Annotated in this window: 16 protein-coding genes; 6 read left to right on the top strand and 10 right to left on the bottom strand. The window is 71.8% G+C overall.

Annotated features, from left to right (window positions below; all coding sequences use genetic code 11):
- The first annotated feature begins 243 nt into the window (after positions 1 to 243).
- Positions 244 to 1725, top strand: a complete 1482-nt coding sequence (locus KBX21_RS13195) for a hypothetical protein (RefSeq protein ID WP_210842075.1) — start codon at positions 244 to 246, stop codon at positions 1723 to 1725.
- 33 nt (positions 1726 to 1758) lie between these two features.
- On the opposite strand, the gene KBX21_RS13190 is transcribed toward KBX21_RS13195, so the two are convergent.
- The 3 genes from KBX21_RS13190 to KBX21_RS13180 all read right to left on the bottom strand — a co-directional run bounded on the left by KBX21_RS13190 (position 1759) and on the right by KBX21_RS13180 (position 4565).
- Positions 1759 to 2325, bottom strand: coding sequence for a hypothetical protein (locus tag KBX21_RS13190; RefSeq protein ID WP_210842074.1), 567 nt, complete (start codon positions 2323 to 2325; stop codon positions 1759 to 1761).
- 4 nt (positions 2326 to 2329) lie between these two features.
- Positions 2330 to 3814 (bottom strand): PQQ-binding-like beta-propeller repeat protein, encoded by a 1485-nt coding sequence (locus KBX21_RS13185; protein ID WP_210842073.1) that lies wholly within the window; start codon positions 3812 to 3814, stop codon positions 2330 to 2332.
- Between the two features lie 118 nt (positions 3815 to 3932).
- Complete coding sequence (locus KBX21_RS13180) at positions 3933 to 4565, bottom strand: YigZ family protein (protein ID WP_049566631.1); 633 nt, start codon at positions 4563 to 4565, stop codon at positions 3933 to 3935.
- 278 nt (positions 4566 to 4843) lie between these two features.
- Here KBX21_RS13180 and KBX21_RS13175 point away from each other — a divergent pair, with 278 nt between their 5' ends.
- Positions 4844 to 5461: a superoxide dismutase family protein gene (locus KBX21_RS13175; protein WP_049566634.1), complete on the top strand. Its 618-nt coding sequence runs from the start codon at positions 4844 to 4846 to the stop codon at positions 5459 to 5461.
- Positions 5462 to 5489: 28 nt separating this feature from the next.
- Here the strand turns inward: KBX21_RS13175 and KBX21_RS13170 are convergent, their stop codons facing one another.
- Both KBX21_RS13170 and KBX21_RS13165 read right to left on the bottom strand, forming a co-directional pair.
- Positions 5490 to 6197 (bottom strand): membrane protein insertase YidC, encoded by a 708-nt coding sequence (locus tag KBX21_RS13170; protein ID WP_210842072.1) that lies wholly within the window; start codon positions 6195 to 6197, stop codon positions 5490 to 5492.
- 96 nt (positions 6198 to 6293) lie between these two features.
- On the bottom strand, positions 6294 to 6593 hold the full coding sequence (locus tag KBX21_RS13165; RefSeq protein WP_156208008.1) for a DUF6412 domain-containing protein: 300 nt from the start codon (positions 6591 to 6593) through the stop codon (positions 6294 to 6296).
- Between the two features lie 246 nt (positions 6594 to 6839).
- Between KBX21_RS13165 and KBX21_RS13160 the strand changes: the two genes are divergently transcribed.
- Positions 6840 to 7148: a hypothetical protein gene (locus KBX21_RS13160; protein ID WP_049566643.1), complete on the top strand. Its 309-nt coding sequence runs from the start codon at positions 6840 to 6842 to the stop codon at positions 7146 to 7148.
- Here KBX21_RS13160 and KBX21_RS13155 read toward each other — a convergent pair.
- Both KBX21_RS13155 and KBX21_RS13150 read right to left on the bottom strand, forming a co-directional pair.
- The gene (locus KBX21_RS13155) at positions 7145 to 8068 is read right to left on the bottom strand and encodes a sugar kinase (protein ID WP_210842071.1); all 924 of its coding nucleotides are present in this window, start codon (positions 8066 to 8068) and stop codon (positions 7145 to 7147) included. The genes KBX21_RS13160 and KBX21_RS13155 overlap by 4 nt on opposite strands.
- Positions 8065 to 9663 (bottom strand): amidohydrolase family protein, encoded by a 1599-nt coding sequence (locus KBX21_RS13150; protein ID WP_210842070.1) that lies wholly within the window; start codon positions 9661 to 9663, stop codon positions 8065 to 8067. The genes KBX21_RS13155 and KBX21_RS13150 overlap by 4 nt, the downstream gene beginning before the upstream one ends.
- A 188-nt stretch (positions 9664 to 9851) precedes the next feature.
- On the opposite strand from KBX21_RS13150, the gene KBX21_RS13145 reads away from it, so the two are divergent.
- On the top strand, positions 9852 to 10232 hold the full coding sequence (locus tag KBX21_RS13145; RefSeq protein WP_049566653.1) for a RidA family protein: 381 nt from the start codon (positions 9852 to 9854) through the stop codon (positions 10230 to 10232).
- A 209-nt stretch (positions 10233 to 10441) separates the two neighbouring features.
- Here KBX21_RS13145 and KBX21_RS13140 read toward each other — a convergent pair whose 3' ends face one another.
- Positions 10442 to 11116 (bottom strand): bifunctional 2-polyprenyl-6-hydroxyphenol methylase/3-demethylubiquinol 3-O-methyltransferase UbiG, encoded by a 675-nt coding sequence (locus KBX21_RS13140; RefSeq protein ID WP_049566656.1) that lies wholly within the window; start codon positions 11114 to 11116, stop codon positions 10442 to 10444.
- Between the two features lie 202 nt (positions 11117 to 11318).
- Here KBX21_RS13140 and KBX21_RS13135 point away from each other — a divergent pair, with 202 nt between their 5' ends.
- Positions 11319 to 11639 (top strand): hypothetical protein, encoded by a 321-nt coding sequence (locus KBX21_RS13135; protein ID WP_049566660.1) that lies wholly within the window; start codon positions 11319 to 11321, stop codon positions 11637 to 11639.
- 80 nt (positions 11640 to 11719) lie between these two features.
- Here KBX21_RS13135 and KBX21_RS13130 read toward each other — a convergent pair whose 3' ends face one another.
- A complete protein-coding gene (locus KBX21_RS13130; protein ID WP_049566846.1) occupies positions 11720 to 12334 on the bottom strand; it encodes a TetR/AcrR family transcriptional regulator in 615 nt (204 codons plus the stop codon).
- Positions 12335 to 12526: 192 nt separating this feature from the next.
- On the opposite strand from KBX21_RS13130, the gene KBX21_RS13125 reads away from it, so the two are divergent.
- Positions 12527 to 14215 (top strand): MDR family MFS transporter, encoded by a 1689-nt coding sequence (locus tag KBX21_RS13125; RefSeq protein WP_210842069.1) that lies wholly within the window; start codon positions 12527 to 12529, stop codon positions 14213 to 14215.
- Here the strand turns inward: KBX21_RS13125 and KBX21_RS13120 are convergent.
- Positions 14206 to 14655 carry a GNAT family N-acetyltransferase gene (locus tag KBX21_RS13120; RefSeq protein WP_049566666.1) on the bottom strand — a complete coding sequence of 150 codons (450 nt, stop codon included), beginning with the start codon at positions 14653 to 14655 and terminating at the stop codon, positions 14206 to 14208. The two genes, KBX21_RS13125 and KBX21_RS13120, sit on opposite strands and share 10 nt — an antisense overlap.
- Positions 14656 to 14660: the final 5 nt, after the last annotated feature.

Below are 14660 nucleotides of genomic sequence, written 5' to 3'. Positions count from 1 at the left end.
TACTCGCTTTCCAGGTCCGACAGGTCACCGTCGTGATCCGCGCACAGGCAGCGGCACGAACAGCCAGGGGTTCGCGGGGCTCGGGGGCGTAGGGCAACGCGCGAGTCCGACATCATAGACTCCCACCCCCGTGAGTGAACAGATGCCTCGAAAGGCCCCCGAGTTCCCGTGAACCGGGAGGAGTCTTTCCGCATCTTCCCCCCGGACGACCCCACCAGCGCAGACACCAACGGGAGAGAGCGAGTGACCCTGACAGCGGCGGCACGACCCCTCGGAACACGGTCGGCGGCGACGCTGACGGCCCACACCGCCACCGGCCTCGCGGTCAGCGCCTCCCTGGTGGCGGCTCTCCTGTCCGCGACCGCGTCCCCGGCGAGCGCCGACACCGCGGGCACCTACGACACGTGCCCCCAGGTCTACTACTACGTGGTCCCGGAGGGCTCCCCCGGGCTCGAGGCGATCGCCGACCTCATCCTGGACGACCCCGAGCGCGCCGACGAGATCCACGAGCTCAACGCGGGCCGCACCCAGTCGGACGGTCAGGCGCTGGGCGAGGACCGCGCGCTCCAGGCGGGCTGGCGGCTGGTGGTCCCCTTCGACTCCGGCGGGGAGGGGGTCTACGAGGGCCGCGACCCGCTCTGCGTGGTCGCGGTCGACCAGGCCAACGCCCAGGGGGTCGCTCCACCGAGCCCGCACCCGGCGCCGCCCGCCTACTCCCCGCCTCCCGAGGAGGAGCCGTCAGCTGAGCAGGGCGAGGTCACCGACGTCACCCCGCAGGACGACAAGCCCAAGATCGACCCGCGTCTCCTCGCGGCCGGTGCCGCGGTGCTGATCCTGCTGACCCTGCTCACGCTGTTCTGGCAGCCGATCGGCCGCGCCATCGCCTGGCCGTTCCGGAGGATCGCCGCGCTCCCCTGGCGCAGGCCCCGCAAGCCCAGGTCCGCTCGGATCGCAGCGGCGACGCGTCGCCGCCGGGCCGCGACCGAACGCGTCACGGCGGACCCCGACGCCGTCCACCGGGCGGGGGGCGCCCACGCCGACCTCCTCGGAGCCCCCGCCGAGGTTCCCGCCCGTCCCGTCGCCATCCTGACCACGCCCGGGGAGACGACCGCGATCGTCCCCGCCGGGGCGACCCCTCCGGCGACCTCGTGGCGGGTCGTCGACACCACCACGTGGCGCTACGCGCGCGGCTCGGGGTCCTCCGGCCCGCTCAACTTCGCCGCGTCAACCCACACGATGGTCCGCCCCGTGGTCAACGGGGTCCTGGCGTGCCTGGGCACGCTGGAGGACGGAGACGCGCTCGTCCACGTCGACCTCACCAGGACGCGCGGTCTGCTGGCCGTGGGCGGGGACCGCACGATCGCCGCCGACGCGGTGCGCGTGATCGCCGACGCGCTCCACTCCAAGGGCCTGACGGTCCGGGTCCTGCGGTCGGGTCAGCCGCTCCACTCGTTGGTGACCGCGACTCCGCCCGACCTGACCGCCCCGGACCCCGTCCACGGCCTGGAGCACAGCGCCGAACACCCGCTCGTGGTGGTGGTGCCGCGTCCGCTCGGAACCGCCGACGAACACGTGCTCGGCGGCATCCCCCCGAACACCCTCGTGGTGGGCACCGGGGAGTCGATCCACGCGCGCTGGCAGTGGGAGGCCCACGAGGACGGCACCGTCGACACCGGGGCACTCGGCCTCAGGGTGGTCCTGCGGTTGCCCGAACGCCGCCAGTGAGCGGGGCCGCCGCCCTCGGGGGGCCGGGCTGTCTCAGCCCGGGTTCCCGGTGCGTTCCTCGCGCTGGATCTCGCGGACGCGGCGGTAGCTGACGACCTCGTAGGGGAAGGGGACGCGGAGGGCGTTCGGGTCCATGCCCTCCGCGAGCAGCGCCCGGAAGAGTTCGTCGGGGGTGTCGGTGCGGGCGGTGACGTACGTGCCGTTCCGGCTGACGATCTCGACGCCCTCGCCCGCGCGGGCGTTGGTCAGGTTGAACCTGCCGAGGCGTCGCGCGTGACGGCCCTCGAAGCGCGCCCTGCCGACGTACCCGACCGAGCCGACCCGAAGCCTGACGCTCCGGTAGCCCGCGTTAATCTCCAGTTCGCCCTTCGCGACCCTCACGTGGACGCTGGAGACGTACACGAGGGTGCCGCCGAGAGCGGCGGCGAGAAACAGCACCGCGCCGAAGGGCCACCAGAACGCGCCCTCGTCCACGATCAGGATCCCGGTGCCGACCACGACGATCGCCAGGGCGGTCACCATTCCCGCGATCCGCAGCACCGGGTTGGTGACGACACCGCGCTCGTAGCGGGGCCCGGGGGCCGGTGTCCGGTCGCTCACCGGATCAGCTGGCGGCGTCGGAGGGGGCGGGGGACTCGGAGTCCTCGCCGTCCCCGTCCTGCGCCTCCTCGGTGGCTTCGAGGTCCTCGGGCGCGGGACCGAGGACGAAGCGCTGGCGGTCCTGGACGAGCATGGCGTGACCGGTGTCGGTGATCGCCTCCACGTAGGCGGAGAGCTCGTCCCCCACCACGTCCATGGTCTCGGCGTCCAGCACCAGCTGGAGGTCACCGTCCTCGTTGGAGCGGGAGTCCCCGTAGACGAGGCCGCCGTGGGCGAAGGCCGGGGAGATCGAGCCGTCGTCCTCCTCCAGGCCCCAGCGGACCTCACCCTCCACGAGGTCGACGGCGACCATCGTGGCCTCGCCGCTGGCCTGCGACAGCAGGAGCGTCCCGGTGTCGGGGTCGTGCAGGAGCCCGGGGTAGCCGGCCTCGTCGAAGTGCCGGGAGACCGGGTTGGTGCCCGCCTCCTCCAGGGTCCACAGCGGCTCGCCGTCCACGGTGTCGTGCGCGGAGAGCACCGAGGGCGCCTCGGGCTGGGCCCAGCGCAGCAGCACCGTCGCCGGGTCGTCCGCGTCCTCCGCGTCCTCCTCGGGCTCGGCCTGGGGCGCCGGGAACACCCCGAGGATCTGCGGGACGGGGGTCGGCGCGGTGGCGGGCAACCCCAGTTCCTCGTCGCTCGCGGCCACCGACCACAGGAGTTCACCCGCGTCGTCGGGGTCGAGCGAATGGGCGCGCAGGACGGAGTCCCCGGAGTCCAGCAGGACGGTGTCGTCCCAGGCGGCCACCGGCACGCCCAGGCGCTCGGGGTCGTCCGCGCTGGCCTCGGTCTCCTCCCGGTCGGTCTCCTCGTCGGCGTCGGTCCCGCCGTCCGCCGACTCCGGATCCTCCGACTCGGGGTCCTCCGCCTCGAAGGTGTAGGACCACAGCTCCTCGCCCTCGGTGTCCAGCACCGAGAAGTCGCCGTGGGGCTCCTCCGCGCTCCACTGGGCCGGGCGGCGCACCGCGAGGCCGTCCAGGTAGAGGTCGCCCTCCTCTGCCGGTTCCCAGAGTCTGTCCCCGTCGGCGTCCAGGACGAAGGGGGTGTCGTCCGCGTCCGTCATGAGCAGGACCGACGCACCCTCGGTGTCGGTGTCGAATCCCCGGAAGCGCGCCTCGCCCTCCCAGAGGGTGTCACCGGTGGCGGCGTCCTGGAGCAGGTGGCGGTCCTCACCGCCGGAGCTGATCAGGAAGGCACCACCGACCGAGCTGATCCGCACGCCCAGGGGGTCGTCGAGGATGTCGTGGGAGTCCGCGCCGTCGCCATGCAGGTGGCGCAGGACCTCGCCCTCGATGCCGGGAGGCGCCTCGCCCTCGAACTCCGTGGGGATCGGAGGTGGCTCCTCCTCCGGTGCGGGAGCGGGCGGCTCCGGTTCAGGATCACCGGTGCACCCCGCGACCAGCAGCGCCGCAAGGCCACAGGTCAGCGCCTGAAGCACCCGTGAGCTGCGCATTGACGGTATCTCCCCACGAAACGATGACGTTTACGGCAAATCCTAAGCCGGGGAGCGGCCAGGTGGATACACGGTGTCGGCCACTCGTTACGGCCCTGTGAGCGCGCCGTTCCCGGGCTCAGGCGCCGATTTCGGGCTCCACCTCGATGGTGGTGACTCCCCTCACCTCGGACTCGGCCCGGCCTCCGGTCAGCTCGGCGAGGCGGACCTCGAAGTCGGGAAGTTCGGCCTCGGGCAGCGCCACCTCGATCCGGACCCGCTCCTCGTAGGCGACATCCCGGACGGTGACCGAGGAGTCGCGCAGGTCGCTCTCCAGCCGACCTCCGAGGACGTAGTCGGCGAACACGTCCACCACCAGGAGTCGGCGCCGTTCCAGCAGGCCCAGTTCCTCGACGGCGGCCGACACCGCGTTGCCATAGGCGCGGATGAGCCCGCCCGCGCCCAGCTTGGTCCCGCCGAAGTAGCGGGTGACCACCGCCACCGTGTCGGTGATCCTCCGGTGGCGGAGCACCTCGAGCATGGGCACCCCGGCGGTCCCGGCTGGTTCGCCGTCGTCGCTGGACCGCTGGACGCCTCCGTCGTCGCCCAGCACGTAGGCGGTGCAGTTGTGGTTGGCGCTCCAGTGCTCCTTGCGGCGCTCGGCGATGAACGCGCGGGCGGCGTCCTCACTGTCCACCCTGGCCATGGCGCAGACGAACCGGGACTTCCTGATCTCGATCTCGTGTTCGCCGCCGCGCTTGATCGTTCTCATGTCGCCTGTTCAGAAGGGTTCGTGGTGGGACGCACCAGTCTGCCATCCCTGAGGGGGCCGGCCTCCTGCCGCACGGTCTGCTGGTACGGTCCCCTCACCGGAGGGGCCCAGGAGCGCCGGGAGAGCCCCGTGCAGCGGGGGCCGGGCGCACGGGCGCGCCCTCACGAGGGCGGTGCCGCCCCTCCGCCCACACCACAGTTGCCGCACTGGTAGTTATCCCACATGCACTTTGGGTAACGTTGCGGACAGCCACAGCACTGATCCCGGGGAGTCCCGACATGCGCACCACGCCACCCGCCGTCGGTCTGGTCCTGACCGCCCTTCTCGCCACCGGGTGCGCCCAAGGCGCCCCCTCCACGAGCGACGGGGCGACCTCCACGGACAACCCCGCCGCCCAGCCCACCACCGCCCCGAGCGTGACCGCTTCGATCTTCCTCCCGCCGGGCGAGAGCGCCGGGGCGATCACCTACGACGAGACCGCGGTGCCCGAGGGCGCCACCGCCGACGTCCAGGTCCGTGTCCAGGACGGTTCCACGTTCGTGCAGTTCACCGGGACCGGCCTGGAGGCGGACCGGGACTTCGGCGCCCACGTGCACACCCGCCCGTGCGGTGACGACCCCGCCGACGCCGGGCCGCACTACCAGAACGAGGTCGACCCGGCGGCGAAGGACGACGAGCCCTCCACGGACCCCGAGTACGCCAACTCGGAGAACGAGGTCTGGCTGGACATGACCACCGACAACAGCGGCAACGCCTTCGTCACCTCGACGGTGGACTGGGAGTTCCGCGAGGGCGAGGCGCACTCCCTGGTGCTGCACGACGAGCACACCGCCACCCACGAGGGGCACGCGGGCACTGCCGGGGACCGCCTCGCCTGCGTGACCGTCGAGTTCTGAGGCCCGCGGGCGGCCCCGGCGGCGGGGCTCAGTCCGGCAGCACCCTGCGCAGCACCACCTTCTCCGCGAGCGCCCAGGTCGTGGAGGCGAACAGGTAGATCCCGGCCGCCAGCGGCACGAACGCGGCGATGACCACGGTCATGAACTGCATGTAGGAAAGCGCCGCGAGCATCGGGGGCTGCGCGGGGTTCTCCCGCATCATCGGCAGCACCACGTAGCGACGGTTGGCCCAGGCCACCAGGGCCAGGAGGACCAGCAGCGCGGCGAAGACCGGCGGGACCAGGAGCCCCTCGACGCTGGCGACCAGGGTGGATCCCATTTCGATACCGCCGAAGGTGTGTGCGAGCAGGGGCTCCTCCCCCGGTCCGGCACCGATGAACAGCCCGTACAGGGCCACGACCAGGGGGATCTGCACGAGGCCGGGCAGGCAGCCCGCCAGCGGGGAGGTGCCCGCCTCCGTGTAGACCCGGCGCTGTTCGGCGAGCATCCGCTCCGGGTTTTTGCCGTGGCGTTTGGTGATCTCCGCGAGCCTGGGCGCGATCCGGGCGCGCTGCTTCTCCGCGCGCACCTGGGCCACCCCCAACGGCAGGAGCAGGAGGCGGACGGCGACGGTCAGGCCGACGATCGCCAGCCCCGCGGCCAGGGCGCCCGCGAGCGGTGTGAGCGTGGTGGTGAGGGCGGCGAGGACCGCCGAGAGCATGCTGATGACGGCCGCGATCGGCCCGAAGGTGTACAAGGTCGGGACCCTTCGTCTGGGTGGGAAGTTCAGACGTCAGGCCGCTCGGAGCCGAGCCACGGCACGGGCGTGCGTGGGCACGCGTCCGGGCGTGGGTCAGCGAGCGGCCGGAAGGGCCGCGCCGGGGGCTCGGGGACGCGGTCTGCCCGCCGCGTCGGGGTCGCACAGGGTGAGGACGGGGAGTTTCCTGGCTCTGCGGCGCATCGCGTGCGCCGTGCCGGTGGCGGTGTCGCCCACCGGCCACAGGGCCGTACCGCGCAGGGCCAGCCAGGTCAGGGCCGCGCCGACTGCCACGACCAGCAGGGTCAGGGCGCCGCCCTCCACACCTGGGAGCGGGAGGTCGACGGGGAGGAAACCGAGGGTGAGGAACTCGAAGAAGGGCATCAGGTACTGCACGCGCGCCCTCCCTTCCCGTCCGTTGGCACTCATCGTACCCAGTCGCCACCAGGCCGACGAAGGGCCCCTCACCCCGCGGAGAAATCCGCCGACACTCCGCGGCGGCTCCCCACCTTTCGCGTGATCCTGTAGCTAAATGACACAGAGTAGCCAACTCCGCACACGGCAGCGCCCTTCGGTGCCCGGCCGCGTCTCCAGTACCTGTGTCCCAAGGGCTCGCGCGAGCCCGGTGAAAAGGGGAATCCCGTGCCGATCCGCCCTGCGAACCTCGCCACCATGTCCGCGACCATCGCCGGGGCCATCTCGGGGATGGCCAGCAGGGAGGAGACCGCCCCTGTCCTCGTCACCTTCGAGTCCGGCCACGAGCAGTCCGTGGAGAACGGCGGCTGCCGTGTCCTGGAGACCGGTCAGGGCGGGGTGGTCGAGATCGAGGGCGAGTCCCGGTTCGCGCTCTTCGCGGGCACCAGCTGCCAGGGCAGCCGCACCCTGGCCTCCGGTCAGGGCTCCGTTCGCTTCGGCACCCCGGTCCTGGCCGGGGCCATCGTGATCGGCTAGGCGTTCCCCGCACGGATGCCGGGGACCTCGTCCGGAACGCGGTCGAGGACGTCCCCACGGGAGCGCAGCACCTGTCCGGCGGCCGCGTGCCCGAGGCTCAGCCGCCGGTCCGGTGCGAGGTCGTCGAGCAGCCCCGACAGGAAGCCCGCGGCGAAGGCGTCGCCCGCACCGACCTCCTCCACCACGTCCACCGACGGGGCGGGCACGAACACCGTGTCCGCCCCGTCGAAGCTCGTCGCCCCGTGTTCGGCGTCCTTGACCACCAGGGTGGGCACCTCGGGGAGGATCGCCCGGACATCCTCCACCGCCGGAGTGCCCCAGAGGCGTTCGGCCTCGTCGCGGCCGACGAACACCACGTCGGCGCGGCGCGCGAGATCCAGCAGGACCGGCCCGGCCTCGCGGGCCTCCCACAGTGCGGGCCGGTGGTTGACGTCGAAGGAGCGCAGCGCACCGTTCCCGGCCCGCCGGTCGAGGAGCTCCCGGACCAGCGCGGCGGCGCGTGGGGACAGCGCCGAGGTGATCCCGGACAGGTGCACCAGCCGGGGCCCCCGTGACCACACCTTCTCGGCGTCCACCACGGACATCGTCGATGCGGCCGACCCCTTCCGGTAGTAGAGGACCCCGGCTCCGCCGGGCGCGGTGTCCTTCACGTACAGCCCGGTGGGGAGCACCGGGTCCACCTCCACGCCGCGCACGTCCACCCCGCAGCGGGCGACGGAGTCGGTGACCATCCGTCCGAAGGGGTCCGCCCCCACCCGGCTCACCCAGGCGGAACGGTGGCCGAGCCGGGCCAGCGCCATGGCCACGTTGGACTCGGCGCCACCGGTGCCCACCGTCAGGCGGGCGCCCTCGGCGAGGGCCCCTGGTGAGGTGAGCACCGCCATGGTCTCCCCCACGCAGACCGCGTCGATCCTGGTCATCGGGCGTTCCTCCGAATGGATCGGCCGGGCAGGCGGTCGGTGCGACGTCCGTCCCGGACGGTGAACTCTCCGGCGATCATGACGTGCTCGATGCCCACGGGGGTCTGACGGGGTTCCTCGTAGGTGGCCCGGGCGTGGACGGTGTCGGGGTCGAAGACGACCAGGTCGGCGACGCCCCCGACGTGGATGCTCCCCCGGTCGACGAGGCCGAGGCGCAGGGCGGGCCGCGAGGTGAGGTGCCGGACGCACTCCTCCAGGCTGAGCAGCCCGAGTTCGCGCACGTAGTGGCCCAGGTAGTGGGGGAAGGTGCCCCAGCCGCGCGGGTGGGGGCGCTCCCCGACGAGGATGCCGTCACTGCCCGCCGTGTGCGACCCGTGACGCATGATCGTGCGGATGTTCTCCTCGTTGCCGACATGGAGGAGGCAGCCGCTGCGCAGCTCGTCGGCGATCAGGAGGTCGACGAAGACCTTCCCGGGGGCCTCGTCGCGGGCCCTGGCGAGGTCCGAGACGGAGGACCCCACCGCCCAGGAGAGGGCGGGGTCGGCGGTACCGGAGACCACGAGGGTCGTCCAGTCCATGGGGACGCCGTGGTTGCCGTCCGTGCCCTCCACCTCGATCTCCCGCAGGACCCGGGTGCGGATGGCGGGGTCCCGCAGGCGTTCGAGGGTGGCGGTGGTCCCGCCCTCCTGGACCCAGGAGGGCAGCGGGGCAGCGAGGTAGGTGGCGCTGGCCCGGTAGGGGTAGGAGTCGAGGGTGACGTCCAGGCCGTAGCGGACGGTGGCCTCGTCGATAGCGTCGAGCACCTCGGGAGCGCGGCCCCGGTTCTGCGGGAAGTTCACGTGGCAGTGGGCCAGGTGGAGGGGCACCTGGGCGCGGCGGGCCACCTCCAGGCACTCCTGGTAGGACTCCACCACGCGCGAGCCGTAGTTGCGGTGGTGGGGGCAGTAGTAGCCGCCCGCCGCGCGGACGGGTTCGAGGAGGGCGACGATCTCGTCGTCGCTGGCGTACATCCCGGGGGTGTAGGTGAGCCCGGCGGAGAGTCCCTGCGCGCCCTCGGCCATGCCCCGGGCGATCATCGCGCGCATGCGGTCGATCTCGGCCTCGGTGGCGGGTCGGTCGTCGTTGCCCACGACCGCCATGCGGACGTTGCCCTGGGGGACGAGGTAGGCGGCGTTGGTGGGGGACCCCCGGTCGATGAGGTCCAGGTACTCGCCGACACCGCGCCAGGAGTAGTCGAGGTCGGGGGTCCCGTTCCACGCGGCGATCTGTTCGCGGACGAGGTCGACGGTGGCGTCGGTGACGGGCGCGTAGCCGAGCCCGTCCTGGCCGAGCACCTCCAGGGTGACGCCCTGGAGGACCTTGGCCTCGTGGGCCGGGTCGGCGAGCAGGGCGAGGTCGGAGTGGGCGTGCATGTCCACGAACCCCGGTGAGACGGCGAGGCCGCTCACGTCGATGATCTCGCCGGTGCTCCTAGCGCTCCCGGGTGGGACGATGTGGCTGATGCGGCCGTCACGCAGGACGAGGTCGGCGCGGCGGGAGGGACCGCCGGTGCCGTCGATCACCCGTCCCCCGGCGAGTACGGTCTCGGGCTGCACTGTTCCTCCGTTCGGGGTCCCCGACACCCGGTTCGGCGTCTCCGCCGTCGGAGTGTCAGTGTGGCCCAAGATACGCTTCAGCAAAGATAATTGGTAACTTTGTTGCCAATAAATGTGTTCGCGGACCTGCGTGACCACACGATCCCCGGCGCGCGCAGGAGCACGCGAGACCCGACCGAAGGAGACGCATGTCCAAGAAGGCGGTCCAGACCGACCAGGCCCCCGCTCCCGCCGGTGCCTACAGCCAGGGCGTCGTCGCGGGCGGTTTCCTGTACACGGCCGGGTTCGGCCCGCAGGACCCCGAGACCGGCGAGGTGGCACCGACCGTGGGTGAGCAGACCACGCGGGTGCTGGCCAACGTCGCCGCCGTGCTCGCCGAGCACGGGCTGACCCTGGACGACGTCGTCAAGGCCACGGTCCACCTGGAGAACCTCAAGGCGGACTTCCCGGAGTTCAACGCCGTCTACGAACAGCACTTCACCGCCCCCTACCCGGTCCGCACCACCGTGGGCTCCGACCTGGCCAACATCCTGGTCGAGATCGACGTCGTCGCCAAGCTCCGCGACTGACCGATCGCCTCGGTCCGCATCCCGGTCGCGGCCCGATCGCGCCCCGGCCACCCGTTCACCGCCCGGTGCGCGGTCCCCCGGGACGCGGCTCATCGACCGGCCGTCCTCGACATCGGCTCCCCGGGGGCGGCCGGTTCCCTCGTGTCGACCCCGGCGCGCGGCTGCCGGGGCGTCCGTGCCGGACGCCCTCCCAGATCCCCCCGGTGTCATCAATCCGAGAGGCCGCCACGCACCGGGCCACGACGGCGCGCCCGCACCACGAGGTCGTGGACGGTGTGGACGGTCCCGTCCAGGGTCTGCTCCGACGGCCGCGCCTCGTTGACGATCACGTCCCACTCCCCCTCCATGAGCGCGGCGGTCACCGCGTCACCCTCGTAGAACAGCTCCGGGTACGGCGGACGCGGCACTCCCGTCTCCAGGTCCCTGGGGTGGTGGGCGACCACCAGGAGCTCCCCGCCGGGCACCACCGCCGCCGCCAGGTCCGCGAACAGCAGCGCCCGGGGGTTCGGGTACAGGTGCATGAACTGGACCGTGACCAGCTCGTACTCGGGGGTCGGCGGAGCCCACCGGGTCACGTCCGCGCGCAGCCAGGTGATCCGGTCCGCCACCCCCGCACCCGCCTCCACCGCGTGCGCGGCCGCACGGTCCAGCGCCACGGACGAGATGTCCACGGCCGTCACCCGCCAGCCCCGCGCGGCCAGCCACAGGGCGTCCGCGCCCTCACCGGCGCCGACGTCCAGCGCCCGCCCGGGCTGGACGCCCTCGATCTCGCTGACCAGGTGCCGGTTGGGCCGCCCGCTCCAGATCCGGTCACCGGAGCGGTACCGGTCGTTCCAGAAGTCCTCGCCCATCTCCTCGGGCAGGGAACCGTACTCGTCGGTCATGTGTCGACCACCTCCTCCCCCACTCTGCTCAGCGCGGTGCGGTGATGCGAGTTCCCTTGCCGAACCGGCAAAGGAGTCGCACGAAAGAGGATGAGAAGACGGTCCGGATATTCACAGGAATCTCAGAACTGATCCCTATTCACACGTATCCCACGAGACGTCCACAATTCCCCCTCACTGACACCTCAGAGGACTCACAGAAATGATCATCTGGCGCGGCTGGGGCATTCTGGTCCTACTCATCGCTGCGGCCATCGCCGTCCCCTGCGGCATCGTCGCCGGGCACCTCATGGGCTCCCAGGCCTCCGGCCTCGGCGGAGCCGTGGGCTGCGTCCTGGCCGCCGTCGCCGTCCACTTCGTCGGCCGGAAGCTGAACGCCCCCACGCAGGCCTTCGACCCGGCCACCGGGCAGCCCGTCCGGCACCGCAACGCGCACACGCTCTTCTTCGTACCGATGCAGTACTGGGCGTTCATCCTGCCGGTCGTCGCCGTCGGCATCGCCGCCACGGCCTTCCCGCTCTGACACCCCGCGAACCCCCGGGTCGCCCCCCGGCCCGGGAACGCCCCCGCCCCTCCCCTGCCTGGGAGGGGTGGGGGCACCTCTCAGGAAGCCTCCGACTCCGGCTCGCCGAAGTCCCTCAGACACAGCTCCAGCAGGGCCAGGACCCGTTCCTTGAGCTGCTCGCGGTCGTGCGCGCGCAGCGCGGTCGCCCCCTCCACGCGCCGCACCCGGCCCACGCCCAACAGGACGGCGGCGACCAGCGAGGCGTGCACGCGCGCGTCGGGTCCGCCCAGGTAGACGGCGAGGGGATCGATCAGCGCGCTCTTGAGCCGCCCCTGGTAGACCGACTGGAGGTCGGGGTCCCCGGCGGAGTCGTCCAGTGACAGCTGCAACGGGGTGCCCTCGCCGTGCAGACGGCCCACCGAGTGCTCCGCCAGCCGTTCCGTCAGGTCCTCCGGGGAGCCCTCCTCGATGAGCCGGGGGAACACGCCGTCCTCGCGCAGGATCTCGGTGAGCAGACCGGCCTTGGAGCCGAAGTAGCGGTTGATGAGCGCGACGTTCACCCCCGCGTGGGACGCGATCTTGCGCGAGGAGACCGCGCCGTACCCCTCACTGGTGAACAGTGTCTTGGCGCTGGCGAGAATGCGCTCCCGTGTCGCCTCACGGCCACGCGTCGGCGCCTCGGCGCCGGCTCCGGTCCGTTCCGGACGCTCCATCTGCACACCCCTTGGTGGCCGCGATCGGGCTTTCAGGACTCCAGGTTGACACCTCGGTACACCCCACGCATACCGGAAGCGCCCGAGAGATACCGATTTGACAGGTCAACAGCGTTTACATATACCTGACGTGGATGCTTGCCCCCGGTGTGCGTGCCGTGGGGCTTTCGTGCGTCCGGAATCGGGGGCCTCATGGAACAGTCAGTACAAGGGACATCCACCACCCGGGGCTCCTCCCCGGGGACCGCCTCCCCCCAGGACCTCCCGGCCCCCGCACCACTGCCCGAACCCACACCCGAGTACCCCTCACGTCCGGTCGTACGGCGGATCATGGTCGGGCTCGTCCTGGCGATGCTCACCTCGATGCTCACCAACTCGATCATCGGCACGGCGCTGCCCACGATCATGGGCGAACTCGGCGGACAGGACCGGCTGGCCTGGGTGGCGACCGCCGCCCTGCTGACCATGACCGCGTCCACCCCCGTGTGGGGCAAGCTCTCGGACATCTGGGGGCGCAAGCTCCTCTTCCAGATCGCCCTCGGCATCTTCATCGTCGCCTCGCTGGCGGCGGGATTCGCGCAGGACATCAACTGGCTGATCGCCGCCCGGGCGCTCCAGGGCCTCGGCGTCGGCGGCCTGGCCACACTGCCCAACATCATCCTCGGCGACGTCGTCTCGCCCCGTGAACGCGGTCGCTACAGCGGCCTGATCGGCATGGTCTTCGGCGTCTCCACCGTGCTCGGACCGCTGGTCGGCGGGTTCCTGGTGGACAGCCCGCTCGGCTGGCGCTGGTGCTTCCTCATCACCGTGCCGCTCGCGGTGGTGGCCTTCGGTGTCATCCAGTTCATGTTCCGCATGCCGTTCACGCCGCGCCACCGGCCCACCGTGGACTGGCTGGGCGCCGGGCTCATCTTCAGCGCCGCCAGCACGGTGATCGTCCTGCTCAGTCTGGGCGGAACCCAGATCCCGTGGAACTCCGTGCCCGCGTACGCCATGGGCGCCGCAGCGGTGCTGCTGACCGTCGCGGCGGTCCTGGTCGAGCGCCGCGCCAAGGAACCGATCATCCCCACCCGCCTGTTCCGCGACCGCACGTTCGTGCTGGCCTCGGCGGGTTCGGTCACCGTGGGCATGATGATGTTCGGCCTGATCATCTACATGCCCCAGTACCTGCAGATGGTGCACGGCATGAGCCCGACCGTCTCCGGACTGACGACCCTGCCGCTGGTGGCCTCGTTCCTGCTCACCTCGATCGGGTCCGGCTTCGCGATCAGCGGTACCGGCCGGTGGAAGGTCTACCCCGTCGTCGGCATGGCGCTCTGCGTGATCGGGTTCACCGTGCTGAGCCTGGCCCAGTTCGACCCGGGGCTGACCACGGTGGTGGTGGGACAGATGCTCGTGGGCCTCGGGTTCGGCCTCAACATGCAGATCCTGCTGCTGGCCACCCAGAGCGCGCTGCCGGTGAGGGACATGGCCTCCGGGACCGCCTCGGTCACCTTCTTCCGCAACCTGGGCGGGGCCATGGGGGTGGCGGCCTTCGGCGCCGTCATGGTGAGCCGTCTCAACGCCGAACTCGCCTCGGCAGCGACCTCCGCGCAGGAGGCCCTGGCGCTGGACACCGCCAACGGCACGGACTCGGGTGCCCGGGAGCTGACGGTGGGACTGGAGCAGGCGGCCGAGTCCGCCCAGGGCTCCCCGGAGCTGGTGCACTCGCTGCCGGGCCCCGTGCGCGACGTGGTCGTGGGCGCCTTCGACCACGCCATGCAGGGGGTGTTCGTGGCCGGTGTCCCCATCGCCGTGCTGGGCCTGGTCGCGGTCTCGTTCATGAAGGGCGTGCCGCTGCGCGGTGGCGGGCCGAAGCGGGCCCCGCGGGCTCAGAGGTAGCGGCGGAAGCCCGCGGCCGAGGTGTCGAAACCCAGGGCGGCGTAGAAGCGGTGCGCCCCCTGGCGGCTCTCGTGGGAGAGCAGCTCCACCTTGTAGCAGCCCGCGCGCGTGGCACGGTCCAGAGCGTCCTCCATGAGTGCCCGGCCGATGCCCTGGAGTCTGGTGTCGGGGTCGACGACGAGGTTGTCGACCACCGCCCAGGGCTGGGCGTCGTGGGTCAGGTTGGCCACCGTCAGCAGGTCCAGGGTCCCGATGATCTGCCCCCGGCGCTCCGCCACCAGCACGGTGCGGTCGGGGTCGTTCTCCATACGGGTCCAGGCGCGTACGGCGGCGGAGGACATGCGAACATGAGCGCTCTGCGTGTGGGTGGTGTCACCGAGTTCGCGCAGGAGACGCAGGATCGCACCGAGGTCGGACCGAATGGCCGCGCGGATAATCATGGCTG

Origin of the sequence: Nocardiopsis sp. B62, assembly GCF_018070675.1 — a bacterium.
Lineage (GTDB): Bacteria > Actinomycetota > Actinomycetes > Streptosporangiales > Streptosporangiaceae > Nocardiopsis > Nocardiopsis prasina.
This window is presented reverse-complemented; position numbering and strand designations above follow the sequence as displayed.

Bases quoted from the DNA above. Each gene is read 5' to 3' on its own strand.
- KBX21_RS13185 (WP_210842073.1), bottom strand. From the start codon at position 3,814: ATGCGCAGCTCACGGGTGCTTCAGGCGCTGACCTGTGGCCTTGCGGCG.
- KBX21_RS13155 (WP_210842071.1), bottom strand. From the start codon at position 8,068: ATGACCAGGATCGACGCGGTCTGCGTGGGGGAGACCATGGCGGTGCTC.
- KBX21_RS13125 (WP_210842069.1), top strand. From the start codon at position 12,527: ATGGAACAGTCAGTACAAGGGACATCCACCACCCGGGGCTCCTCCCCG.
- KBX21_RS13145 (WP_049566653.1), top strand. From the start codon at position 9,852: ATGTCCAAGAAGGCGGTCCAGACCGACCAGGCCCCCGCTCCCGCCGGT.
- KBX21_RS13135 (WP_049566660.1), top strand. From the start codon at position 11,319: ATGATCATCTGGCGCGGCTGGGGCATTCTGGTCCTACTCATCGCTGCG.
- KBX21_RS13140 (WP_049566656.1), bottom strand. From the start codon at position 11,116: ATGACCGACGAGTACGGTTCCCTGCCCGAGGAGATGGGCGAGGACTTC.
- KBX21_RS13130 (WP_049566846.1), bottom strand. From the start codon at position 12,334: ATGGAGCGTCCGGAACGGACCGGAGCCGGCGCCGAGGCGCCGACGCGT.
- KBX21_RS13180 (WP_049566631.1), bottom strand. From the start codon at position 4,565: ATGAGAACGATCAAGCGCGGCGGCGAACACGAGATCGAGATCAGGAAG.
- KBX21_RS13120 (WP_049566666.1), bottom strand. From the start codon at position 14,655: ATGATTATCCGCGCGGCCATTCGGTCCGACCTCGGTGCGATCCTGCGT.
- KBX21_RS13175 (WP_049566634.1), top strand. From the start codon at position 4,844: ATGCGCACCACGCCACCCGCCGTCGGTCTGGTCCTGACCGCCCTTCTC.